Genomic DNA, 24,302 nt, shown 5'->3' with positions numbered 1-24,302 from the left:
AAAAAAATGCAACTTTTTACAGAGTTTGTTGTCTACTATAACATCATCAATCAAAAATCAAAGAGCATGAAATTAAACACAGCAATTTTACTTCCCCTTTTATTGGGGTTCATTATTCCAACCTTTGCCCAGGACACTTCTGGCGATTATGTGGAGTTTAATGACCGAAATAATGTAGTGCATGGGGTCTACCTAGGTCTAACGACCCACTATGGAGAAATTGAGGATAAGGACACCTTCTTCACAAGTTTGCAAGTCGCATATGTGGCCAACCAACAATTTGAAATAGGTTTTGTGGGCACCTTCTTCTATTCGGACCAAAATATTTATAGGGGTCTGTCCATGTACGATGAAGATCTTATTGGCGCTTATGGAGGACTGCATTTAGAACCTATTTTTTTTAGCAAAAACCTCGTTAACCTCTCATTTCCGGTATTGATAGGAGCTGGGGGCATGGGCTATATAGATGACAATTATAGCGACCATGATTTTGACGAGCAAGAATTTGAAGATAACGCACAGGCCTTTTTTATAGTTGAACCCGGTATCAACGCCTTGTTCAATATTTCCAGGTACTTACAATTGGAGGCTGGAGTAAAGTATCGATTTTCGAATAAATTCAACGATGCCAAGAGCTTTGCCCCCATTAAGGACATAAACGGCTTTTCCGCAGGAATAGGAGTCAAAGTGGGCATTTTTAATATGGGAAGGAATAGGTATAAAAAGAATATATAATATGAAAAATACAACTAAAAGCATTTGCTGCATCTGCCATGATGTTATTGAGACCCAACATGTATTTTCAGAGGACAATCAAGTTTTCCTAAAAAGAAATATGATCGAATCCTCAAATGGAAAAACCCTCAAAGACCAATGGTATCCGATAAATTTCCAATGGGTATCGGACATGGAGCTAAGAAATAATTTAGCGCTGCAATCCAATTTGGATTAAATATTAGTAATTGGCAAAAGGCTTCTTCCTAGTTATAAAACGTGTACGAACAAGTATTCATTTGTGGTCGGTTTTGCGGTTTGGCCGTAACACGGTTAAAACCTTCTTAAATACCATTACCACCAATAAACAAAGGAAACCTATAACCAGACCGGCTAAAAATTCCCCCACTATTGCCGGCAATGCCTCTAGCCAATGATGAAGAAATTCTAGGTTATGTACAAAAATCCCTCCGGCCACCAGAACCAGGGCGATGGTTCCTATTACCGATAAACTTTTTATAACTACAGGCAGTGCTCCTACTAAAAACCTGCCAATAGAATCGGATATACTGTTCTTCTTGCCATTAAGCTCAATAAGCTTTAATCCAAAGTCGTCCATCCTAACGATAAGCGCAACTATACCGTAAACCCCGGCCGTTGCCACCAAGGCTATAATGGAAACTACCATTACCTGGGTCCAAATAGGCTCCTGAACTACCGTTCCTAAGGCTATGATTACTATTTCTACGGAGAGAATAAAATCGGTTATAATGGCCGACTTAATTTTTTCCTTTTCCAAAAGCAGGATTTCTTTTTTGGTTAAATAGGTTTTTACTTTCTCTTCTTTTGGATGTTCGTGAGGTACAAAAAATTCATAAATCTTCTCTGCCCCTTCATACGCCAGATAAAGTCCGCCCAATACCAAAATCACAGTGATTGCCAATGGAAAAAAAGCACTGAGCAGAAAAGCTATGGGAAGAATGATCAATTTGTTCAGTATGGACCCTTTTGTAATGGCCCAAAGCACTGGAATTTCACGTGAGGAAACAAAACCAGAAGCCTTTTCGGCATTTACCGCCAGATCATCACCCAAAATACCGGCCGTTTTCTTACCTGCAATTTTGGTCATAGCCCCTACGTCATCCATTAAACTGGCAATATCGTCCAGTAAAGCAAAAAATCCTGATGCCATATAATTACACTTCCTTTATTAAATTATTTTGTTCTTTTTTCACCCACATGCTACCGCTCCATGCCCGCAAATATATTTTATAATTTCTACACCTACATTTTAATTACAAGAATAGGTCCTTTTCCTCAAAAACCAAGGCTCAAAAAATTCCAATTTTGCCCCAATACACCTTTAGCTTCTAACCAAACCTCACAATTATTGACCAATATATTTGTACAAATTCCCTTTGCCCGTATATTTTATTTAATAAGTTAGCATAAGTATCGTAAAAGCGCATTTCCTATTCCACTAATGATGATCTTTGGTGTACAAATTATGAAAACAACCAAGTCAAAATATCGATTTTTTAGGAGGGCCGCCAAAGTTGTTTTGGTACTTTCTTTGCTTTTTATCGTATTGGTACTTATTATTAGAAGCCCATGGGCCCAGAATTTCATAGTAAACAAAGCAACAAATTACATATCCAGCAGGACCAATACCAAGGTTGAAATAGACCAACTATTTATAACTTTTTCAGGAAACGCTTTTTTGGAAGGATTATATCTGGAGGATAAAAAGGGAGATACCTTATTGTATACCAAATCATTAGAGGCCAATATACCTCTTAGAACCTTGCTATTCCAAAATGAACTGAATTTAAAGTCCCTTAAATGGGAAGGTTTACGCGCTCAGATTGAACGAAAATCGGATTCGGAGAAATTTAATTACCAATTTCTCATAGATGCCTTGGCCACGGAAGATACCATTTCCCAACAGTCCAATACCGCACCTATGAAGGTAAAAATAGGGACTCTTGATTTTTCCGACTTTAAAATATCCTATAATGATAGGGTTTCGGGTTTAGAGGCCAAACTGGACATGGGTACCCTATATTTAAATGCCAATAAGACCGATCTTGAAACCATGCATTATGAGTTGGACGAAGTGGCACTATCGGATACCAAAATCCAATACAAACAAAGCAAACCTTTTGCACCCCAGGACAATCCCGAAACTAAACTCCCCTTCTTGGTGGTCAACGAACTTAATTTCAACAATATTTTATTAGATTACAATTCCATTCCAGACAATGTAATAGCAGCGGTAAGATTGGGAGAATTTAGATTGGACCTCCCCAAAGCCGATCTCACAAAAAACGAGGTGGAAATTGAATTGCTCTCCCTAAAAAACTCGGACTTCTCCCTACAACTCCAAAAAGATAATCTGGAGGTTACAGATTCTTCGGCGATCGCCATAAAAAAGTCAGACTTTTCGTGGCCCGATTTCGCATTAGTGGCAAATAAAATTTCGCTCGAAAACAATTCCGTCCAATACCGGTTAAATAACGCTACATCAGAGGCAGGGCACTTCAACCCCAACAATGTAGCGCTATCCAATCTTACTTTGAACGCAACAGACCTCAACTATCAACCTAAAAATGCCAGTCTAAATATAGACCGGTTTTTATTCATGGAAAAAAGTGGCTTCGTTCTAAACCAATTGGCCATGCACGCCAGTTTAAATGATACCTCGGCATCCATTTCCGAATTAAAAATGCAGACTGCTTCAAGTGTTTTAAATGGAGAGTTCACATTGGATTATCCCTCAATTCAAAAACTGATAGATTCCCCGGGGAATACCAAGGTAGACCTGCAATTGAAAGAGATAAAACTGGCACTTCAGGACGCCCTCTATTTTCAGCCTGCGCTAGCAGAAAATGAATATTTTACCATTGGCCAACAACATCCTATTATTGGAAATTTAAATATACAGGGGACAATAAATGATTTGAACCTGCCTAAATTAAATTTAAATTGGAGCAACACTACCTTGACAGGTGAAGGCCATCTATTCCAGCTTACTGAGTCCGATTCACTTTCTTTTGATATTTCAACTTTAAAAGCTACCTCCACCATTGCCGACCTACAGTTATTTGTAACCGAAAAGGACCTGAACATGTCCCTGCCCCAGACTATTTTGGTCGAGGCCCGGGCACAGGGCGGTTTAAAAAACGTCTCAGGAGAGGCGCTTGTAAAAATTCCAGAAGGCACTGCCCAAATCACGGGAAACTATTCCAACTTGGATACGATAAACTTCAGCGGAAGCCTGCAAGTAAGCGATCTACAATTGGGCAAGTTGCTAAAAAATGATCAACTGGGCACCATGGCATTCACCATAAATGCATCCGGAAGCGGTAGCAGCCTCAATACCTTGAATGCTGAAATGGATTCCAAATTCGACCAACTTACCTACAAAAATTACGATTTTGCCAATCTGGATCTCAATGGGAAAATCCGTAACGGAAAAGGCAACATAAACCTCAATTTCAAGGATGAGAATCTAAATTTCACTTCCCAAACAGTTGTGGATCTGGATTCCTCCAATTCAAAATATGGCCTAAATCTAAATGTCATTGGTGCAGACCTTCAAGCCCTTGGGGTTACCACAGAAAATATAAAGGCAGGGCTGGATATGGAAGCCGATTTTACCGGTAATCCAAAAGACTTTTCATTGAATGCTTTAGTGAAAAATGGGGTTGCCGTATATGATGGGCAACAATACCAAATAGGTGAAATGGAGATTAAATCCAAAATAGATACCCTGAATACGGAGATTGCAATAATAAGTGATTTTCTGACTGGGAACTTATATTCCAACGGTTCTCCCCAAGGCATAAACACTTCCTTAAAACAATACTTTAAAAATTATTTTCAAGATTCTATAGTACCTACCTCCGCTGCCGATACCTTAAAACTAAAAATGGATTTAAAATTGATTCCGAATTCCATTCTCACTGAGGTATTTATAAAAGATCTTGAACAATTGGACTCTATAAGTGCACACGCCAGTTTTGATGCGGCCAATAGAACCTTGGTGTCGGACTTACAAATACCCTATGCCAGATATAATGGAATGACACTTGATAGTTTAAGCTTTTCTATAAACGGAGATGCCACGAATCTCAATTTTAAGGCAGGACTGGCCAACCTCCTGGCCGATCCGGTAGACCTTGGAAGAACCTCTTTGGAGGGCAGGTTGGACAATAGGCAATTATTACTGGATTTCAGTTCTTATGATGGAAATGAAAAAATAACGCACATTGCTTCCGAAATGACCTTGGCCAAGGATACCACCTTACTCCATATCGATCCCTTGGAATTAATATTTAATAAAAAAGAATGGACTATTCCAGAAGACAATCAAATATCCATAGCAGAAAACTTTTTGGAATTCAATAAGGTAACCTTGGAAAGAAATATACAAAAATTGAGTCTTGTAAGTGTATCTTCCGAAACGGAGGAAAAACCTCTTAGGCTAACCTTCGAGCAATTTAAACTACAGACCTTTATAGGCATGCTAAACCCAGATAGGCCTTTGGCTTCAGGAATAGTGAACGGGGATTTTACCCTTGAAAATCTATTTGGAGCCACTGGGATTGTGGCAGATTTTAATGTAACCGATTTAGAAATTTTGGAACATGCCCTTGGCAATCTAAGTTTGAATGCCAATTCCAAAACAAATGGAACCTACGATTTTAATCTAGCTTTAAAAGGCGGTGGCGCAGATATTGACCTTAACGGGGATTATGCCGCATCCGAAACTGGTGCACAACTAAATTTGGATATGGATCTAAATAGGATAGACCTCCAGTTTATAGAAAAATTCTCCCAAGGAAATTTGAAAGATTCTCATGGAACGCTATCCGGAAATATTGATGTTTCCGGGACAACTACTTCCCCCATATATTCTGGTTCTGTTAATTTTCACGACGTCGATTTTAATGTGGCAACTTTGAATTCCGTATTCAGGATTTCCGATGAAACCCTTAAAATTGATAACAAAGGAATTTATTTGGACAATTTTCAGATTACGGACGCCAATGGCAGCAACTTTAAAATGAACGGTTCCATTGGCACTGAAGAATTAACAAATCCAAAATTCAATATCAGCCTAAATGCCGAACAGTTTCAAGCCCTAAACTCCACAAAGGACGACAACGAATTGTTTTATGGCAAGTCAAGTTTTGATCTGGACTTGAGTGTCAAAGGCTATTTAAAGCTCCCAATAATAGAAGGGAGAATCAGAGTCCGCAAAATAACCGATATTACCTATGTAGTCCCCAAAGAGCAGTTGGATGTGCAGGAGCGTGAAGGAGTGGTCCTTTTTGTTAACCGTGAAAACCCCGATGCCATTCTTACCAGAAATGACCAGGAAGAAACCCCCGCTTTTTTTTCCGGCATGGATGTCAATGTTATTCTGGAAATCGCGGACGATTCGGATTTTAACATCATCATTGATGAACGTACCGGTGATAACCTTAAAGTATCTGGTAACGCAACGCTAAATCTCAATATAAAACCTAATGGCTCAACAAATCTCACCGGCCGATACGAACTAAATTCTGGGCATTATGAGACCTCTTTATACAATCTGGTAAAGCGAAGATTTGAAATCAACCCGGGAAGTACCATTGTCTGGCAGGGCGACCCAACGGATGCAAAACTGAACGTGACGGCAGTGTATGAGGTGGAAACTTCCGCAACACCACTGATGTCGTCCGTTATTTCCGGTGAAGATATAAGTGTTATCAACAAATACCGCCAAGTACTACCCTTTTTGGTATACCTTAATGTTGATGGCGAATTGTTGCAGCCAAAATTGTCCTTTAGGCTGGATATGCCCGAAGACGAACAGGGTTCCCTTGGAGGGGCTGTTTACGGTAGGGTTCAACAGTTGAACCAACAAGAGGCAGAGTTGAACAAACAAGTGTTTTCCTTGTTGGCACTTAATAGATTTTATCCCGATTCTGGCAGTGATGGAAGTATGGGCGGTACGGCAGCCATTGCAAGGGACAATGTAAACAAGGTGCTATCTGGACAGATCAATGCCTTTTCTGATAAGGTTTTTGGAAAATCAGGATTTGAGGTCGATTTTGACCTGGACAGTTTTACGGATTATCAAGGAGATAGTCCACAGGATCGCACCCAATTGAACATCAATGCCAAGAAAAAATTGTTCGATGATAGGTTGGTGGTTACTGCCGGCAGTGCTGTGGATGTGGAAGGAAGTGCGCAGCCCGGTCAAGATGAAACCCCGATTATTGGGAACGTAAGCCTAGAGTATTTACTTACCAAAGATGGCCGCTATAGGCTTAGGGGTTTTAGAAAGAACGAGTACGAAAATATTATAGACGGTCAGTTGATCGTCACGGGAATAGCCCTAATTTTCAACAGGGAATTCAATAAATTCAGTCAGTTATTCAATCCCCTGAAAGAAACAGGTACAACAGATGACAAGGAGAAGGGAGATCAAAAAAAATGAATAGGATTTTGATGGCAACCAAAACATATTACTATGCGCTGATACTGCTAATACTAGCTAGCCTATACTCCTGCGGTGTAAGTAAATTTATACCAAATGGGGAATCCTTATATACAGGTTCCGAGATGGGCATTGCAGCCAATAAAGAAATAGGGAAGACCAAAAAGGTCTCCCAAGAACTGCATACCCTTCTGGAACCAGAACCCAATTCCAAAATTCTGGGGCTAAGGCCAGGGCTGTACTTCCATTATAAATCCCAGAAGAAAAACCCAGGTTTTCTAAACCGATGGCTCAATAAAAAATTTGGAGAAGAACCAATATATTTATCCGATGTAAATCCACAACGTATAGAGCAACTCATGTTGAACCGTTTGGACAATCGTGGATTTTTTTACAGCAAAGTATCGTCAGAAATAGACAGTACCCAAAAACATGCGGCCCTTAGGTACCATGCGGAGCTCCAACAACCCTATACCCTTGAACAATTTAAGCTGGATAAAGATTCCCTGGCAATTTATAACGATATATCCAAGACCCTGACCAGAACAGAAATAAAGCTTGGACAACGGTTCGACCTGGAACTTATGAAATACGAGAGGGAACGTATAGATCAGGAACTAAAGCAAAAAGGTTATTACAATTTTAATCCAGATTTTTTGATTTTTGAAGTCGATACCAATCGCTATGACAACAAGAAGTTCGATCTTTTTTTGAGGCTTAAAAAAAATGTTCCCAAAAAGTCCCTTATTCCCTATACCATTGATTCCATTTCCGTATTCCCGAACTATTCAATCAATACGGATACCCTTACTCCTTCCAGAGCCACAACGATCAACGGTATAAGCTTTTTTCAGAAAGAAGAATTTTTTAAACCAAAAAAACTGGAACCTTACCTCCTTTTCGGGCCAGGTCAAAAATATAATTCAAGAACGGCCCGCCTAACAAGCAATCGCCTATCCTCTTTAGGTACCTATAAATTCGTGAACATTAGATTCAATGAAAAAGACACCACGGCTACCGATAGTGTAGGATCTTTGTCCGCGGACATATACCTTTCGCCCCTGACCAAGAGGTCTGTACGTGCAGAATTGCAGGCCGTAACCAAATCCAATGGTTTTGCCGGTCCAGGGGTAGCCGTCACCTACAATAACCGAAATTTGTTCAAGGGGGGCGAGACCTTTGGCATTACCGGAAACTTTGCCTATGAGACCCAGCTTTTAGGAGGAAAGAACACTGGCCTCAATAGTATAGCCGGAGGACTAAAAACGGATCTGATCATCCCTAGACTCCTTCCCTTTTCCCCTAAAAAATTTAAATACGCCGTACCCAAGACGAAAATTAGCTTGGGAACCGATTTCCTAAAAAGGAGCAAATTATATACCCTAAGCTCGTTCAATACCTCCTTTGGATATACATGGAATGCCAATAAATTTGCTTACCACGAACTCAACCCAATTAATGTAAATTATGTAAATCTTTCCAATACCTCTGAAGAATTTACGGCCATTTTGGAAAAAAATCCGTTTCTAAGACAAAGCTTTGAACAGCAGTTTATTGCTGGATTAAATTATACTTTTACCTACAACGAATTGGTAGACCCCAGTAAAAGAAATCCATTTTTCGTCTCTACAAGTTTGGATATTGCCGGCAATACTTTAAATCTCCTTAGCGGTTCAAAGACCAGCATCTTTGGACTTGAATACGCCCAATATGCCAAAGCCGATATTGATTTGAGGTATTATATAAAATGGGAAAAAGAACAGGCTTTGGTGGCCCGACTTTATAGTGGATGGGGTATTCCTTTTGGAAACTCCTCTACCCTACCCTTTGTAAAACAATTTTTTTCTGGCGGACCCTACAGTGTAAGGGCATTTAATATTAGATCGCTAGGACCTGGCACCTTCAATTCAGTGGAAGATGGCACCTCTTCGTTTTTCGACCAATCTGGTAATCTAAAATTGGAAGCCAATCTGGAATACAGATTTCCAATATGGTCCTATTTTAAAGGAGCTATTTTTGCCGATGCCGGAAACGTTTGGCTTACCAATGAAATAGAGATTCCAGAGGACGAACCTGCAGAGAGTCGCGAGTTCAACGAAGAATTGCATGCCAAAGGAAAATTTAGCTCCAATTGGGCCAAGGAATTGGGGATTGGCGTGGGTTTGGGCCTTAGGGTAGATATCCAAAGTTTTGTAATACGATTTGATCTTGCTTCTCCCTTACAAATTCCCTACCTACCGGAGGGGGAGCGCATCAGGACCCCATTCTTGGATGGTGGCAGCAACAATCTCATCTTCAATTTTGCCATCGGATATCCCTTTTAACAGTTCCTAAAGCTTAAGAAGCCACATTGTTATATTAAAGAAATCATAAAGTTTTCATTATCAATCAAATGGATCAAAAATTCAATCTTTTGAACTATTGACCATCGATATTTAGGGCTAATTTTAATTAAGATAAATTATTAACCTGTCTGCTTTTTATTGCAGACCTTAAATAAAAATACTATGAACAGTGATCAATTAGAAGGAAAATGGAAACAGGTCAAAGGTAAGTTTAAACAGAAATACGGTGATCTAACCGACAACGACCTAACTTATTCAGAAGGTAAGTTCGACGAATTCTTAGGCCGGTTACAAGAAAAAACCGGAAAGAGAAAAGAGCAATTAAAAGAAGAGATCGACAATCTATAGAGTCGAACTTATAAGTTGAAATCTTATTGCAACAACCCTTACAATCTTGTAGGGGTTGTTTTTTTACGAAGAGTAGTAATGAATCATGCCTAAACCTTGGCAAGAGCCAATATTAAAAATTAGGAGAATCTGTATTTCAGTAAGGTTTTGCTTAATTATTTAGGCGGTCCCTGCCCACCACAGACAGGCCTAACGCAAAAAAAAGGCTAGTAGAAAAGAAAGTTGATAACTGTTAAAAAAAGACCTAATTAAAACAGCACTTATAGCTTATCCGTATTGTCCTTAGCGTATTCCTTTTTGTACATTCGCACAATAATCAGGAAAAGACTAATAAGCAGGGGACCAAATATCAGTCCTATAAATCCAAAAATGGGCACACCAACAATTACTCCGATCAATGTAATTAAGGGGTGTACGTTATCCAACTTTTTAAGTACATAGAGCCTGAACAAATTATCGGTAGACCCAACAACGATGAGACCATAAAGCAGAACTCCCCAAGCCTGAAAATTGTTGCCTTCAGCAAAAGAAAGAATAAATACAGGTAATATCCCTAACAACGCCCCAATGAAGGGCACCATAGAACCAATGGTAACTATAACAGCCCAGAAGAACGGAGCTTGAACCCCAAATATTAAAAACCCAATTAGCGCAATTATCCCTTGTGCCAGGGCCACCAAAGGGATTCCCAGAGCGTTGGAACGTACCATAGTCCCAATTTCATCGCTGATAATTTTTAGATTTTCCTGGCTAATTGGAATATACCTAAATAAGGACTCTTGTAATTCCCGACGATTGGTCAGCATATAAAAAAGCATAAAATACATGATACCAACAGCAATAAAAACATTAAAGGTTCCACCTGCCAGGCCTTGAAGGTTGTTGGAAAGCCATGTAGACACCCCACTGGGATCAATTTGGGAAGTAAAATCATATCCGAATTTACTCTCCAAAGTTGCGAGTTGGGATTCCACAGCAGAAATTACTTTTTCCGAATTTTGAATGGCACTCTCCACCTTATTTCCCAACATAAGGACAATTCCGGAAACAGGTAACAAAATACAAACGAATGATCCTATAAGTAAAACAACGGCAGCCAAATTTGGAGGCCACCCTTTTTTTACAAGCTTGGACATGGGTGCACGCAAAAGCACATAAATGGTTATGGCTCCCAAAACACCGGAAAAATAAGGAAGTATCGCCTGAAATATTAGGCCTCCCAACATAATAATAAGGAGTAAGCTAAATATTTGTCGAATTACTTTAGGATTGATATGCGTCATAGTAGGATTGCCCAATTAAATAAGGTCAATATATATTTAAAAGTTATTTTATGTGTTTATTATCTTCTATATGATCATTACAGTGAATACCTTAAATTACAATGGGCCTAGAAATCCATAGTATAATACATTCTAAAAAAATCCCAAGATTACTATTCTGATAAATACATAATCCGACTGTTCCCTAAAATGGTCTCCAGTTCAGCTTTTGCATTATTGGATATAAAATTGGGAACTTACAATATACGCACAATGAGCTCCAAGCTATTTAAATTGCAAAATATTAAAGAGGCTTACGTCCCGATATAATATTATAAAGAACGGCGATAATAGCGATTACCAAAAGAATATGGATCAAGTTACTGGTCGCCATTCCGGCCACTATGCCAAAGAAGCCCAAGATCCAGATAACGATACAAATTACAGCGATTAACCAAAGTATACTTCTCATAATTTCAAGTTTTAGTGATTAAAGTTTATGAACAGAAAATAGATTCAGCGGAGGCTGCCCATATTATTCTATATAATTTAAAGTTATTCCAATCCAATAACCAACTGTAATTCAATAGCTAAATTTATTAATGCAATCAACACCTATTCAAAATCTAAACTGTACAAGCACTACTTGTAAATCATTGTTCTTTAAGACCCTATAAACGTAACGCCTACCAAAGATTTCCGCTATTGACATTAAGGCCTCCAATAAATTGGATTAAAATTGAATGGATTAACGTCAAGAAATTCAAAGATTTTGGATTAAGTTACCCTTCGGGTTTCTACAATTAAAAACAAAACAGTATGGACAACGATAATTCCGAAAAATTTTCTTTCAAAGCCATACCCAGCTTAATCGCTGACACGTATAAGTCATGGTTGTCCCACGACCCTTTTAGGTCCAGTGCAGTGGTAGCCTATTACGCCATACTCTCCCTCCCCGCCCTTTTGGTCATTATAGTAAATGTTATTGGGGCAGTTTGGGGAACGGAAATAGTACAGGGAAAACTTACAGAAGAATTTTCCATGGCCCTGGGTAGTGACGCTGCAACATCTATCCAAGCTATGATAGAGGAAACACAGAGCGAACAAAAAAGTACCTTATCCTCCATTATCGGTATCGGTATTCTTCTTTTTGCAGCTACTGGAGTAGTGTATCACTTAAAAATTTCATTGAACGCCATTTGGAGAATTAAATCGGACCCGCAGGCGAAAATAAAAAAAGTGATCTTAGACCGTGTATTAAGTTTTGCCTTTATTCTGGCTATAGGTTTTCTATTGCTCATCAGTTTCATAGTTACGGCAGCCATATCGATCCTTAACGATTTTATTCGGGAGGTTTTGCCCGATGTGTTACTTTACGCCGCCTATGCTTTTGATTTTCTGATTTCCATAGCCATAATATCGGTTCTTTTTGGACTAATGTTCAAATACCTGCCCGATGCCAAGGTAAAATGGCCTACGGTGAAGATAGGTGCCGTTTTAACGGCTCTCTTATTCGTTTTGGGGAAATCGGCCTTGGGGTATTATTTCGGACAGGCAGAACCAGGATCTACCTACGGTGCGGCAGGTACTATTGTATTAATACTATTATGGGTATCCTACTCCTGTCTCATCTTATTTTTCGGGGCCGAGTTCACCTACAACTATTCCGAAAGGTTTGGGTACGGTATTAAGCCAAATAGTAGGGCCGTTAGGGACAAGGACCCTTGTTGATATTGTTTTTGCCCATTTTGAAAAAGGCGCTTCTGATTAGTGGCTTGCAAACATGAAAAGATATTGTTGGGAGCAAAACCCAATTCAATTCTTATTCTTAATATTCCAATTGCCAATTTCGTTGGTCCAAAAATAAAATGTACGTTATACTTGACTATGGCAAAATAAACTATCACACCTTAAACGCCATTCTGGGAGATTCTTACTTTGCCTTTTCATGGAATAATTAGAGCTAGGTGACCAATATTAAAATCGGAATGTTTTTAGATGGAATTATCGATTCCGTTTGTCGATCAAAACACTTCCTTCTTACCATAAAATAGGTTATACATCATAACAAAAATTTCTGAAACGTGGAATGCAATATTTTTAGCATGAAATCCTAAAAATATACTGTCATGAAAAAAAATGTTAAGCTTTTTGGGCACATTGTAATGTTGTTTCTCGCAATCGTTGCTTGCGAAACGAACAATTTTGAAGAAGATCCGATTCTTGTTTCCGATTGGAAATTAATGTATAATGGAATGATAAAATCATATAACAATGAAATGGTGTTGAAATGGGACAATGCCATTGGTTTGGCCATTGATAATTTAAGTCCACCTCCTCCGGAATCAAGAGCATATGCAATGGTAACATTGGCCATACACGACGCATTGAATAATATTGTTCCTAAATATGAACCCTACGCTCTAGATAATAGTCTGGTGAATCCTAAAGATATCCCAAAGAAAAAAATAGTACAAATCGCGGATGCGGCAGTGGCACAAGCTGCACATGACGTACTAGTCATTGTGGCTCCAGGTTGGAAGTTAAATGCCGATGATCTCTTAGTTGAATGCCTCTCGAAAATTGAAGACTCGGAATTCAAAGAAAAAGGAATTAAGATTGGTGAAGAGGCAGCAGCCGCTATTTTGGAAAAAAGGCAAAAAGATTTAAGGCCCATGTTCACGGCTTCCACTCAAGGGACACTGCCGGGTGAATATAGATCCTATATGCCATGGACAATCGCCAATCTTCCCATTTGGCCAGCAAATGCCGTTTATGCTCCAGATTGGGGAAATGTTGAGCCATTTGGCATAACTTCGGGGAAACAGTTTAGACCTGGTCCAACATATCCAATCACTTCGCCGGAATATGCTTCCGATTATGATGAAGTTAAGCTATTAGGGTGCAACGATTGCCCTGATCGAACCCAGGAGCAATTAGACCTAGGAGCCTTCTTTATTGAAAATTCTCCAAGTGCCATGAACCGTATAGCCAGATTATTGGCAGTCGGGGATAAACTTAACGGATTCGAGACTGCCAGACTTCTAGCCCTTACCCATATGGTTCAAGCCGATGCACATATAAGCATTTTTGAGGCCAAATATTACTACAATAGCTGGAGACCCATAACTGCGATTAGAGAAGGAGAGAACGACGGAAATAATAACACGGCCGGAGACACCAACTGGAATATACCTCAACGGCCCGAGGTAAGAGTAACACCACCAACACCGTCTTACCCTTCCTCCCACGCTGCCAACGGAGGAGCTGCTGCAGAGTTGTTCAAATTGTTCTTCGGGAAAGACAAAAAATCATTTACCATTGAAAGTATTAGTCTGCCTGGAACAAAAAGAAGTTATAAAAGCTTTTCTCAACTTGCAGATGAAATTTCGCTTTCCAGGATATATATAGGCTATCATTTTCGACAAGATATAATCGAAGGAAAAAAAATGGGAAGACAATTGTCAAAATTTGTATTTGAAAACAATTTAAGGGAACTACCTTAAAATCCACATCGGAATATTGAACTTAATAGGATCCAGTTTTAGAAATAAAACTGGATCCTGGTTTTAACCCGGTTATCTATGGACTATCCAAGTTAGCAATGATTGAGGTATTATCCGTCAACTTTTGAATTACGGAGGAAAAGCTCCTACCAATGGGTAGTTCAATTATCCCAATTTCAACATCGTATTTCGTATACGCGGTTACTTGGTTGATAGCCACCAGAAAGGAACGATGGATCCGCAAAAATAAATTCTGTGGCAACATTTTTTCAACGGCACTGATCGTTAGCTTTACCTTGACCACATCCGTTTTTTTATGGATAATTATATAGTCCTTATAACTTTCTATGTAAAAAATATCCTTTAAAAATACTTTTACCATTTTACGGTCTGCCCTAAAATATAAGAAGCCCGGTCCATGATTAGCAGGAGCCACCTCAACAGTTGTTGTATGGCAAAACTTATTCACCGCCTTTAAGAACCGCTCAAAGGAAATAGGTTTTAACAGATAATCAATGGCATCCAGTTCAAATGCCTCAATAGCATAATCTTTATGGGCCGTAGTAAAAATAACCTTCGGGGGATATTGAAGTGTTTTCAATAATTGCGTGCCAAGCAATTTTGGCATATTAATATCAAGAAATATAAGGTCTACCTTTTCATTGTTCAAAATATTGATTGCTCTAAATGCATTACTGCAAGTTCCGACAATCTTTAGTTGATCCGTAGACCTTATGTAGCTTTCAAGGATCTTGATCGCATGGGGCTCATCATCCACAATAATACAATTATATTTCATCTGTCAATGGTTAATAGTTTCTTCTGACAAGAGATATTCCCAAATTCAAGCTGCGCTAGCACTTTAAATTCTGGTCGGATTACTATCGATAATTGGATTGGAACATTTCAAAATATAGATTAATTTGATATGCTTAAAACCAATTCGTCCTCATATTGTTTCTCCAATTCTTCCAAATTGATTTCTAGGGTTACAACAAAAACTTCGTCCAACATCACCGTTTCCAGAGTGTGGTTATGTTTATATAAAAGTTCCAGCCTTTGCCGTACATTTTGAAGGCCCAATCCCCCAATTCTGGTTTTTGCCTCATCGGCATCTACACTGTTCACCAATTTGAAGTACATGGTGGAACCCTGCATAGAAAGATGAAAACTTATCCAACTTGTTTCTACCTGTCTACTGGTTCCATGCTTAAAGGTGTTTTCCAAAAAAGGAAGTAATAGTAACGGTGCAATCTGAAATCGCCCAATGTCACCAGTAATGGTCATGGATAAATCCAACCTATCACCGTAACGCAACTTTTCTAGAGATATATAGTTTTGCAACAATTCGATCTCCTTCACCAAGGAGATTTTTGGAACGTTGCTATCATAGATCATAAACCGCAGGAGCCCAGAAAGTTTCAGCACTATCTCAGGGGATCTCGGTGACGCCTCCAACGTATGTGAATACAAATTATTAAGAGTATTGAATAAAAAATGGGGATGCAACTGCGCTTTCAACAGTTTTAATTCAGCAACTGTTTTCTGTTGTTCGGCCTCAATGGTCCTCTTCCTTTGCAAATACCAGTATTTTAAGAGCTTAATGGATAGAGCTATCCCCGCAACGTGCAGAAAAGGCAATACGTTCCTGCCCACGGTAAAGGTAATACCCTTAAAATCGTCAATACTGGATGACAATTGTAATTGGGCCAAAATAGTATAGAGAATGCAGAACAACATTACAATTGATAGCCCAATAAAAAATTGTAAAAATTTGCTTTTAAGCAAAAATCTGGGGACCAAAAAGTAGAGCAGGGAATACACCATAATAATATGTCCCGGCAAAAAATACATGGAGTTTATAAAAGACTTTTTTGGATTTACATTAAGGCCAAAACCCCACGCGAAATAGGTGACGATAAAAACCCAAAAAACAAGGTGCAGCCCGATTGTTTTCAGACAGATGGAATCTTGGAATCGACGCAGGGTGCCCATAAGTTCCGTTTACATAAAGTCTCTATTAAAGTTAAACAATCTACTCCAAATGGAAAAATTTGATGACGAACAACGAACTTTCGTAGATAGAAGATCAAAATTGAGCGGTCTATCCATTATTAAATGGAAACTGATCCTCTGTACAACAAATTGCGCCTTCTACCCGCCTATTAAAATTGACCCCAATCTTTGAATTATATTTAAGTGTTTCAAGAAAACAAAGTCTATTTTATTAATTAGAGTCCTTGGTATTATCACTTTTGGCATTGTTTCCTGCTCCAAGGAAGATATTGCCTATGGAAGTGCTGTTGGACCAATTGGTGCATACTTGGCAAAAAATAGTTTTGAGAAGTTCAACGCCCAAATCATATTGAGTCAAGGAGAATTTCTTAATAGGGAAAGTAAATTAAGAGATTTTGTTCCGGGACAAAACTCAACATTTAAAGAGACTCTTGTTCATGGGGTTGATATTAAATAACTTTAAAGGCACCCGTTTACAAGCTCTAACGATGTATTGACTAGGCAATTCTTGGGATATTTACCCCTCTAGAGTAAAATTGTCCATAAAACCTTCGTTTTATATGTCCGACTGGATTATTTTTCGGTACTCCCTTGGTGTCATGCCCACGAATTTTAGAAAACTGGCATTAAATCTACTTATGGAATTAAAACCAGCTTCATAGGCTATGGAAGTAATTGGATCCATGGTGATGGTTAGTTTTCTCTGTACGTATAATACCCGTTGCTGAATAAGGTAATGGGAAAGCGATACATCAAAGGCCTTTTTAAAAATAGCATTGGCATAATCGGAATGAATTCCCACAGCGCGGGAAACATCAGTGACTTTAATTGGTTTTGTAAAATTTTGGGCAATAAATATGGCCATTTGCTCTACAAGGTTCATTGGCGGCAGTTCCATCTTAAGCTCTATTTCGTCATTATTCGATTTTTGAAACATCAATCGCTTTAGGTAGGCCTGAATTTCAAGGGCGCAAACCTCATTTAGATAGGATAATTTGCTTTCCAGGTCAAGTACCCATTGTTTAAACAGGGCCGTTGTTATTTGGAGGTTCTGCACTGTTTCAAACATTTGTATCCGTCCCTTAAATAGTAGATCCAAAAATGATTTGGACATATTCCATTGAGATATCAATCCAAAGGGTATAGTAATTACGAAATATGGCGCATCACCTTCATAATCAACAATTTGATGTGGTAACAATGCCCAGAAAACAACAAAACTGCCCTTTTCCACATGTATTTTTTTGTCATGGATCAAATAGGTGATAGATCCTTCCGGTAAATAATTAATTTCTATTTCATTATGTCTATCGGCCCTTCTCATTACATTGGGCCGCCAAACTTCACAGGTAAGACCATAGGGGGCTAAATCTTCTCTTTTTTCATCGAAATGCTTTAACATATAGGAAAGTGATAGGTATTTATTCAAATATAGGAAGTATGTGTATAATTACGAGCATATCTTAGCATTTTGAAATAGGGGTATCCGATTATTTTAATTTTCACCTTGTAAGTGAGTATTACCCTAAACCATTACCAACAGTTGTAAAACTGGGTTATTTGCACTTACGAATATGAAAAATGGACCGGAGGTTGCCGGGTACGTAGTTTGCATTAACAACTTCGATTCATTTCGAAACTAAGAATTAGATTATAACCGACTCAATCGAGTAGTAGAATTCGATGACATATTGCCGAATTCATAAAAAATTAATCAGAGTTATCTGTCAATAGACAGAAATTCAAATCATTTTCAAAAAATAAAAACATGGAACTAATTAAACTTATTACAATAGCAGTAATGACCTTAATCACAACTGTGGGCTACACTCAAAACAAAACCACTGACTATCTGAGTATGAGATGGGGGGATGTTGCCACAGGCATGCCTTTAGAGTGGTATGGGTCTAATAAAGCGCAATTGGTTGCAGAAAATGTAATCCTAAGTCAAAAAGCAATCGGAGGATGGGAGAAAAACAAAGACTACCATCATCCATTTTCTGAGGCAGAGAAATCCCATTATAAAAATAACAAGGATGAAATTGGAGCAACCTTCGATAATGGTGCCACCATAACAGAACTTAGGTTCTTGGCTAAAATACATTCACAAATTCAGGATAATCAGTACAAAAAAGCTTTTGAAAAGGGACTCAATTACATCATTGAGGCACAATACGAAAATGGCGGATGGCCACAATTTTTTCCAGTGCGCCAAGGGAGTGTAGCTTATTCTGGCCATATCACTTATAACGACGATGCCATGGTCAATATCATGAAATTCCTAAAAGGAATTAGTTCGGATAACAAAGAATACGCATCACTTCAATTAAGTGCCAACATAAGGGAAGAAGCCAAAAAAGCGTACGATAAGGGCATTCAATGTTTTCTTGATACACAAATAATATACAAAGGCAAACCAGCGGTCTGGTGTGCCCAGCATGATTCAGTGACACTGGCCCCTGCAAAGGCCCGTAGTTACGAACTTCCTTCGTTTAGCGGTTCAGAATCCGTGGGGATTGTACTATTATTGATGGACATAGATAATCCTTCCAAAGAAATTGTTACTTCTGTAAACGGGGCTGTACAATGGTTTGAAAACAACCGAATTGAGGGTATAAAAATAGAGACGGAAATCAACAAGGACGGAGGAAAGAATAGAATTGTTGTGGAAGATAAAAATGCACCCACCTTATGGGGACGCTTTTATGATTTAGAAACCAGCACTATATATTTCTGTAGTCGGGATGGTGTCAAAAGAAACTCGCTCGCAGACATAAGCGACAATAGAAGGAACGGTTATAGTTGGTACACAAATGCACCGGAAAAGGTACTAAAAAAATACCCGGAATGGTTGGCAAACATAAATCTATCAAGAAATAAATAAACATGCCTAACCTTTGAAGAATTTTAGGATAACAATTAATCCATAATTGAAAAACCCTTAATTTCATTGATATGAAAACATTTTATCTGTTTATTTCCTTTTGTTTGGTATCCTCTATCACAACTTTTGCCCAAATAGATCAAAAAAATAGGGTAATTATTTTAACCGATATTGAAGCCGACCCCGATGACACTCAGTCTTTGGTGCGTTTGCTTTTGTATTCCAACCAAATTGACATAAAGGGAATTGTCGCCACAACGTCTTGTTGGTTACAGCATAGAATAGCCCCAGAATCCATAGAACGTGTCATTCAGGCCTATGGCAAAGTACATCCCAACCTTTTAAAACATGAAGCTGGTTTTCCCAAACCAGAAGCATTGGCAGCATTAATTAAAAACGGCCTTCCGGAATATGGTATGAAGGGGGTTGGTGACGGAAAAAATTCAGAGGGTTCCGAGTGGATAATCAAAGTATTGGAAGAAAAAGATGATCGCCCATTGTGGATTTCAGTTTGGGGCGGTGTTAATACTTTGGCCCAATCCCTTGACCAAATTCGGAAAACCAAAAGTAAGAAGGAGGCCCAAAGACTTATCTCAAAACTCCGAGTCTATACCATCTCGGACCAAGATGATAGCGGTATTTGGATACGGAACAATTTTCCTGAGCTTTTTTATATCGTTAGTCCGGGAGATTATTACGGCACTGCAACTTGGACGGGCATCAATAGCTATATAAAAGGAATAGACAACAGCTCGATCAGCAACATCTGGATAGCCCAAAACATTCAACAGAATCATGGACCTTTAGGAGCTGAATATCCGGATGTTGCTTGGGGCGTAGAAGGAGATACACCCGCATTTTTATCGTTAATACCCAACGGACTTAACGAACCTGAACATCCGGAATGGGGTGCATGGGGCGGACGCTATGAATTGTACAAACCCAATTTCTCAAAAACAAAAAAAGGAAGCTCCATTGTAAAAATTGCTCCTGAGACCAGGGCAATTTGGACCAATACCGATGATAATTACACCCCTTACGTTCCTAAGGAATATGGCCGTTCCGTTAAAAAGGATACCATTACATTCAAAGATAACAAAGTAACGTTATGGCGCTGGAGGGAAGATTTTCAAAATGATTTTGCGGCCCGTATGGATTGGTGTACCCAAACCTATGAGGAAGCCAACCACCCACCCGTACCGGAACTGACCCATTCCGATCGATTAACGGTAAAGTCGGGCGAAGCCTTTAGCCTAGATGCTTTTAAATCTAGGGATCCTGATGGCGATAATCTTAGTTATTTGTGGTTCCATTATCCAGAGGAAAGTTCATATAAAGAAAAAATAGATTTGGGTGCTGAGAACGTGCATATTGTAAACCTTAGGGCTCCGATAGTAAAAAAGAAGGAGACCATTCATTTCATTTTGAAACTATCGGACAAGGGCACCCCTGCGTTGTCAAGATACAAGCGTGTAATAGTGACGGTTCTTCCAAAATAGTCGGTACTTACCAATTGGAAGACATCGATCCAACCATTGGGAATAAAACAAAACGACCATGAATAAACTAATTTTTATATTTTCCTTCTTAATTCTACAAAGTTGTGCATCTAAAAACAGCAAGCAAATTGTAGAAAAACCTCGAATATTGATCAGTTCGGATATTGGTGGAACCGATCCCGATGACTTTCAATCCATGATACATTTATTGATGTATTCCGACCTTTTCCAAATAGAGGGCCTGGTTTCCTCCCCCTTTGGCAAAGGTCGAAAAAAGGATTTTCTGAATATGATTGACCTTTATGAAAAGGATTTACCTGAATTAAAACGATATACCCCGAACTTGTCCCATCCAGATTCACTCAGGGCCGTTTGCAAACAGGGAACAATACTAGAGGCCCCTTACAAAGGATACGATAAAGCCACGGAAGGTTCGGAATGGATCATTAAATGCGCCAATAGAACAACCGGCAAACCCCTATGGATTTTGGTCTGGGGCGGTTTGGAAGATTTGGCACAGGCGCTACATGATGCACCTGGAATTGAAGAAAAAATAAGGGTATATTGGATTGGTGGTCCAAATAAAAAATGGAGCATCAATGCCTATGCCTACATTGTAAAAAATCATCCCAACCTATGGATAATCGAAGCTAATTCAACTTACAGAGGCTGGTTCATGGATTCAGAATCACCCAATAAACTCAAAGGCAAATCCTATTACAACAACTATATCCAGGGAAGAGGGGCCTTAGGGAAAAATTTTAAAAACCACTATAAGGGCGAAATTAAAATGGGCGACACCCCTTCCTTGGCCTATCTGATGAATGGTGATGCAGATAATCCTACAGGCGAAAGTTGGGGCGGAAGTTTTACCCCGATCAAAAATAGCTCACGAACTATTTTTGAAGGAAACAGCAGCAAGAAAGATACGGTAGCCGCCTATGCCGAATTGGAATGGAGATTTAAAGGGCCTGACCTGCCCATTCCGCAAGATTCCACTTGTTTTACATTGGAGATTTCCAATCAGTCATGGCCAGGATATTATCTTGGCAATGGAATTTATGGGGTACGCTACTCCTCCAAAAAACCGGAAACCGGCAGCTATTTCACCAAAAGTGCCATACCCGAATTGGATGCCCAACGAGGTCAGTTTGTTAGTATAACCCCATGGCCAGGAAAAACAACTCCCAATGATTACCCTCTTGGTTCCAATTGGTATAGCGACAAGCCAGCTCCCGACCTTTTTATCGGAGATCAGCAAGGCGCGAAAACAATTTCAAAACATCGGGAAGCCTATTTAATGGATTGGGCTAAAAGGTGGCAATCAATAAACAAATAAAAAGGATGAAAATTAACAACCTCATTGCAATAGTTGGCATAGCCTTACTAACAACTACCGCCATTGCACAAGAAAAGCCTAGGGTATTTGTGCTTACCGACATAGAAAATGAACCGGATGATGCCATGTCGATGGTCCGTTTTTTGGTTTATGCAAATCACTATGACGTTGAAGGATTGGCCGCTACTACATCTGTTCACCAACAAAATAAGGTAGCAACCTATCGTATTCAAGAAATTGTAAATGCCTATGATAAGGTAAGGGATAACCTTGAAAAACACGAATCAGGTTTTCCTTCGGGAGACCATATAAAATCAAAGATTACAGAAGGACTACCAGAGTACGGAGTAAAAGCAATTGGGGTTGGAAAAGATTCCCCGGCCTCCGAATTATTAATTAAAGCAGTCGACAAAAATGACACAAGGCCTTTATGGGTAACGGTTTGGGGAGGGCCAAATGTATTGGCACAGGCGCTCTGGAAAGTTAGGGAAACACGTTCAAAAAAAGATTTGGAACAATTTGTCAAGAAATTACGGGTTTACACTATTTCCGATCAGGACGATAGCGGCCCATGGATTCGCAAGGAATTTCCAGAACTATTCTACATTGTGAGTCCTGGTTTTAATGCAGGTGGCGGCTATCATCATGCCACTTGGAGTGGAATAAGCGGTGATTTTTTTCATGCCCGTTGCGACGGAGCCGATTTTAGCATCGTTACAAACGAATGGTTAGATCGGAATATACGGAAAAAAGGGCCTTTAGGGGCCGAGTACCCCAGATGGGATTATTTAATGGAAGGAGACACACCCTCTTTCCTTGGCTTGATCAATAACGGCCTAAGTTATCCGGAACACCCGGAATGGGGCGGCTGGGGAGGCAGATACGAACTCTACACCCCAAGGATGCAAAAGTGGTTTTTATATCCAGAGACCAGACCTATCTTTTCCGATGCTGTAGACGAAGTCTTAGGTACTGATGGCCGATGGCACTCGGGCAACCACGAAACTATATGGCGCTGGAGAGAAGATTTTCAAAACGATTTTGCAGCCAGAATGGATTGGACCATAAAGCCATACGATAATGCCAACCACCCGCCCAAAGTTAAACTAACCCATAAAAAAAATCTTGTCGCAAAAAAAGGAGACAAAATACTTTTAAGTGCCCTAGGTTCCAAGGATCCCGATGGAGATGCCCTCTCATACCATTGGTTTTTTTATGAAGAAGCTGGCACATTTTCAGTCTCCAGCGCACGTAGTGGACAACCTTTGACCATTCAAAACTTTGACCAACCTGAAGCCTGGTTTACCGTTCCAAAGAGTCGAATCGGTGGTTCAGGGAAGGGAACCATGCATATTATTCTTGCGGTAACAGACCATGGTTCGCCACGATTAACACGATATGAAAGGGTAATAGTTACCATTGAAGAATAACAATTTGTAAAATAACTAAACTTGTATTTATAAGCCTTATCATTCTGTTATTCACGGCCCAGTCAGAGGTAAAAAGTCAAAGCAAAAAAACCGCGAATAATTGTGACTTCAGATGGTGAAATAGGCGATGAGTGTTCCATGGTATGATTTTCACATTCAACACTTTAATGGCAGCCCATTTCTATGGATTACAGATACCGTATAGGGTATGGTCCGGCATTTGACCAGGGAAGAAATTGATCTGTAACTTGATAATCGACAAAAACTTGGTTTTACTTGATAAGTAGTTCCTCGGGACGACAGGATTTACAGAATCCTTATAAACCCTCTCTGAAAATAGAAAAGTGAAGGCCGGCGCCTTCGTACTTTTTTTGTTTCCTGTGTTCGCACAAACTGCGTTTGGCAAACTTATCAGAACAGGATTTACAGAATCCCAATAAACCCTTTGCTGAAAATAGAAAAGTGA

General features: G+C 39.3%; 17 protein-coding genes. 11 read left to right on the top strand and 6 right to left on the bottom strand.

The window, feature by feature from the left end:
- Positions 1-66: 66 nt before the first annotated feature.
- The gene (locus KO529_RS04445) at positions 67-735 is read left to right on the top strand and encodes a hypothetical protein (protein ID WP_215946695.1); all 669 of its coding nucleotides are present in this window, start codon (positions 67-69) and stop codon (positions 733-735) included.
- A 1-nt stretch (position 736) separates the two neighbouring features.
- Positions 737-952 carry a hypothetical protein gene (locus KO529_RS04440; RefSeq protein ID WP_111622114.1) on the top strand — a complete coding sequence of 72 codons (216 nt, stop codon included), beginning with the start codon at positions 737-739 and terminating at the stop codon, positions 950-952.
- A 57-nt stretch (positions 953-1,009) separates the two neighbouring features.
- On the opposite strand, the gene KO529_RS04435 is transcribed toward KO529_RS04440, so the two are convergent.
- Entirely contained in the window at positions 1,010-1,906 is an 897-nt protein-coding gene (locus KO529_RS04435) for a DUF808 domain-containing protein (protein WP_215946694.1), read from the bottom strand.
- A gap of 315 nt (positions 1,907-2,221) precedes the next feature.
- Here KO529_RS04435 and KO529_RS04430 point away from each other — a divergent pair, with 315 nt between their 5' ends.
- The 3 genes from KO529_RS04430 (at position 2,222) to KO529_RS04420 (ending at position 9,900) form a co-directional block, all read left to right on the top strand.
- Positions 2,222-7,207, top strand: coding sequence for a translocation/assembly module TamB domain-containing protein (locus KO529_RS04430; protein ID WP_215946693.1), 4,986 nt, complete (start codon positions 2,222-2,224; stop codon positions 7,205-7,207).
- Positions 7,204-9,531 carry a BamA/TamA family outer membrane protein gene (locus KO529_RS04425; RefSeq protein WP_252734298.1) on the top strand — a complete coding sequence of 776 codons (2,328 nt, stop codon included), beginning with the start codon at positions 7,204-7,206 and terminating at the stop codon, positions 9,529-9,531. The genes KO529_RS04430 and KO529_RS04425 overlap by 4 nt, the downstream gene beginning before the upstream one ends.
- Before the next feature lie 183 nt (positions 9,532-9,714).
- Positions 9,715-9,900 (top strand): CsbD family protein, encoded by a 186-nt coding sequence (locus KO529_RS04420; protein WP_111622110.1) that lies wholly within the window; start codon positions 9,715-9,717, stop codon positions 9,898-9,900.
- 260 nt (positions 9,901-10,160) lie between these two features.
- Here the strand turns inward: KO529_RS04420 and KO529_RS04415 are convergent, their stop codons facing one another.
- Entirely contained in the window at positions 10,161-11,183 is a 1,023-nt protein-coding gene (locus KO529_RS04415) for an AI-2E family transporter (RefSeq protein WP_215946692.1), read from the bottom strand.
- Positions 11,184-11,466: 283 nt separating this feature from the next.
- Positions 11,467-11,634 carry a lmo0937 family membrane protein gene (locus KO529_RS04410; protein ID WP_215946691.1) on the bottom strand — a complete coding sequence of 56 codons (168 nt, stop codon included), beginning with the start codon at positions 11,632-11,634 and terminating at the stop codon, positions 11,467-11,469.
- A gap of 347 nt (positions 11,635-11,981) precedes the next feature.
- On the opposite strand from KO529_RS04410, the gene KO529_RS04405 reads away from it, so the two are divergent.
- Together KO529_RS04405 and KO529_RS04400 are read left to right on the top strand one after the other, a co-directional pair.
- Positions 11,982-12,893 (top strand): YihY/virulence factor BrkB family protein, encoded by a 912-nt coding sequence (locus tag KO529_RS04405; RefSeq protein WP_215946690.1) that lies wholly within the window; start codon positions 11,982-11,984, stop codon positions 12,891-12,893.
- A 398-nt stretch (positions 12,894-13,291) separates the two neighbouring features.
- Positions 13,292-14,668: a vanadium-dependent haloperoxidase gene (locus KO529_RS04400; RefSeq protein WP_215946689.1), complete on the top strand. Its 1,377-nt coding sequence runs from the start codon at positions 13,292-13,294 to the stop codon at positions 14,666-14,668.
- A 76-nt stretch (positions 14,669-14,744) separates the two neighbouring features.
- Here the strand turns inward: KO529_RS04400 and KO529_RS04395 are convergent, their stop codons facing one another.
- From KO529_RS04395 to KO529_RS04385, 3 genes are all read right to left on the bottom strand, one after another.
- Complete coding sequence (locus tag KO529_RS04395) at positions 14,745-15,467, bottom strand: LytR/AlgR family response regulator transcription factor (protein ID WP_215946688.1); 723 nt, start codon at positions 15,465-15,467, stop codon at positions 14,745-14,747.
- A 119-nt stretch (positions 15,468-15,586) separates the two neighbouring features.
- Positions 15,587-16,408 carry a sensor histidine kinase gene (locus KO529_RS04390; RefSeq protein WP_215946687.1) on the bottom strand — a complete coding sequence of 274 codons (822 nt, stop codon included), beginning with the start codon at positions 16,406-16,408 and terminating at the stop codon, positions 15,587-15,589.
- Between the two features lie 832 nt (positions 16,409-17,240).
- The gene (locus tag KO529_RS04385; RefSeq protein ID WP_215946686.1) at positions 17,241-18,113 is read right to left on the bottom strand and encodes a helix-turn-helix domain-containing protein; all 873 of its coding nucleotides are present in this window, start codon (positions 18,111-18,113) and stop codon (positions 17,241-17,243) included.
- Positions 18,114-18,452: 339 nt separating this feature from the next.
- Here KO529_RS04385 and pelA point away from each other — a divergent pair, with 339 nt between their 5' ends.
- The 4 genes from pelA to KO529_RS04365 all read left to right on the top strand — a co-directional run bounded on the left by pelA (position 18,453) and on the right by KO529_RS04365 (position 23,836).
- The gene (gene pelA / locus KO529_RS04380) at positions 18,453-19,568 is read left to right on the top strand and encodes a pectate lyase (protein ID WP_215946685.1); all 1,116 of its coding nucleotides are present in this window, start codon (positions 18,453-18,455) and stop codon (positions 19,566-19,568) included.
- Between the two features lie 71 nt (positions 19,569-19,639).
- The gene (locus tag KO529_RS04375; RefSeq protein ID WP_215946684.1) at positions 19,640-21,067 is read left to right on the top strand and encodes a nucleoside hydrolase-like domain-containing protein; all 1,428 of its coding nucleotides are present in this window, start codon (positions 19,640-19,642) and stop codon (positions 21,065-21,067) included.
- A gap of 58 nt (positions 21,068-21,125) precedes the next feature.
- A complete protein-coding gene (locus KO529_RS04370; protein ID WP_215946683.1) occupies positions 21,126-22,406 on the top strand; it encodes a nucleoside hydrolase-like domain-containing protein in 1,281 nt (426 codons plus the stop codon).
- A gap of 5 nt (positions 22,407-22,411) precedes the next feature.
- Entirely contained in the window at positions 22,412-23,836 is a 1,425-nt protein-coding gene (locus KO529_RS04365; protein ID WP_215946682.1) for a DUF1593 domain-containing protein, read from the top strand.
- Positions 23,837-24,302 lie beyond the last annotated feature (466 nt).

Source organism: Arenibacter algicola (genome assembly GCF_018860365.1).
GTDB lineage: Bacteria > Bacteroidota > Bacteroidia > Flavobacteriales > Flavobacteriaceae > Arenibacter > Arenibacter algicola_B.
Note: the sequence above shows the minus strand (reverse complement) of the source record. Positions and strands in the feature narration are given on the sequence as shown.

Coding starts and splice junctions, on each gene's coding strand:
- KO529_RS04435 (WP_215946694.1), bottom strand. CDS start 1,906: ATGGCATCAGGATTTTTTGCTTTACTGGACGATATTGCCAGTTTAATG.
- KO529_RS04405 (WP_215946690.1), top strand. CDS start 11,982: ATGGACAACGATAATTCCGAAAAATTTTCTTTCAAAGCCATACCCAGC.
- KO529_RS04440 (WP_111622114.1), top strand. CDS start 737: ATGAAAAATACAACTAAAAGCATTTGCTGCATCTGCCATGATGTTATT.
- KO529_RS04425 (WP_252734298.1), top strand. CDS start 7,204: ATGAATAGGATTTTGATGGCAACCAAAACATATTACTATGCGCTGATA.
- pelA (WP_215946685.1), top strand. CDS start 18,453: ATGGAACTAATTAAACTTATTACAATAGCAGTAATGACCTTAATCACA.
- KO529_RS04420 (WP_111622110.1), top strand. CDS start 9,715: ATGAACAGTGATCAATTAGAAGGAAAATGGAAACAGGTCAAAGGTAAG.
- KO529_RS04375 (WP_215946684.1), top strand. CDS start 19,640: ATGAAAACATTTTATCTGTTTATTTCCTTTTGTTTGGTATCCTCTATC.
- KO529_RS04400 (WP_215946689.1), top strand. CDS start 13,292: ATGAAAAAAAATGTTAAGCTTTTTGGGCACATTGTAATGTTGTTTCTC.
- KO529_RS04430 (WP_215946693.1), top strand. CDS start 2,222: ATGAAAACAACCAAGTCAAAATATCGATTTTTTAGGAGGGCCGCCAAA.
- KO529_RS04390 (WP_215946687.1), bottom strand. CDS start 16,408: ATGTTGTTCTGCATTCTCTATACTATTTTGGCCCAATTACAATTGTCA.
- KO529_RS04410 (WP_215946691.1), bottom strand. CDS start 11,634: ATGAGAAGTATACTTTGGTTAATCGCTGTAATTTGTATCGTTATCTGG.
- KO529_RS04415 (WP_215946692.1), bottom strand. CDS start 11,183: ATGACGCATATCAATCCTAAAGTAATTCGACAAATATTTAGCTTACTC.
- KO529_RS04365 (WP_215946682.1), top strand. CDS start 22,412: ATGAAAATTAACAACCTCATTGCAATAGTTGGCATAGCCTTACTAACA.
- KO529_RS04370 (WP_215946683.1), top strand. CDS start 21,126: ATGAATAAACTAATTTTTATATTTTCCTTCTTAATTCTACAAAGTTGT.
- KO529_RS04395 (WP_215946688.1), bottom strand. CDS start 15,467: ATGAAATATAATTGTATTATTGTGGATGATGAGCCCCATGCGATCAAG.
- KO529_RS04445 (WP_215946695.1), top strand. CDS start 67: ATGAAATTAAACACAGCAATTTTACTTCCCCTTTTATTGGGGTTCATT.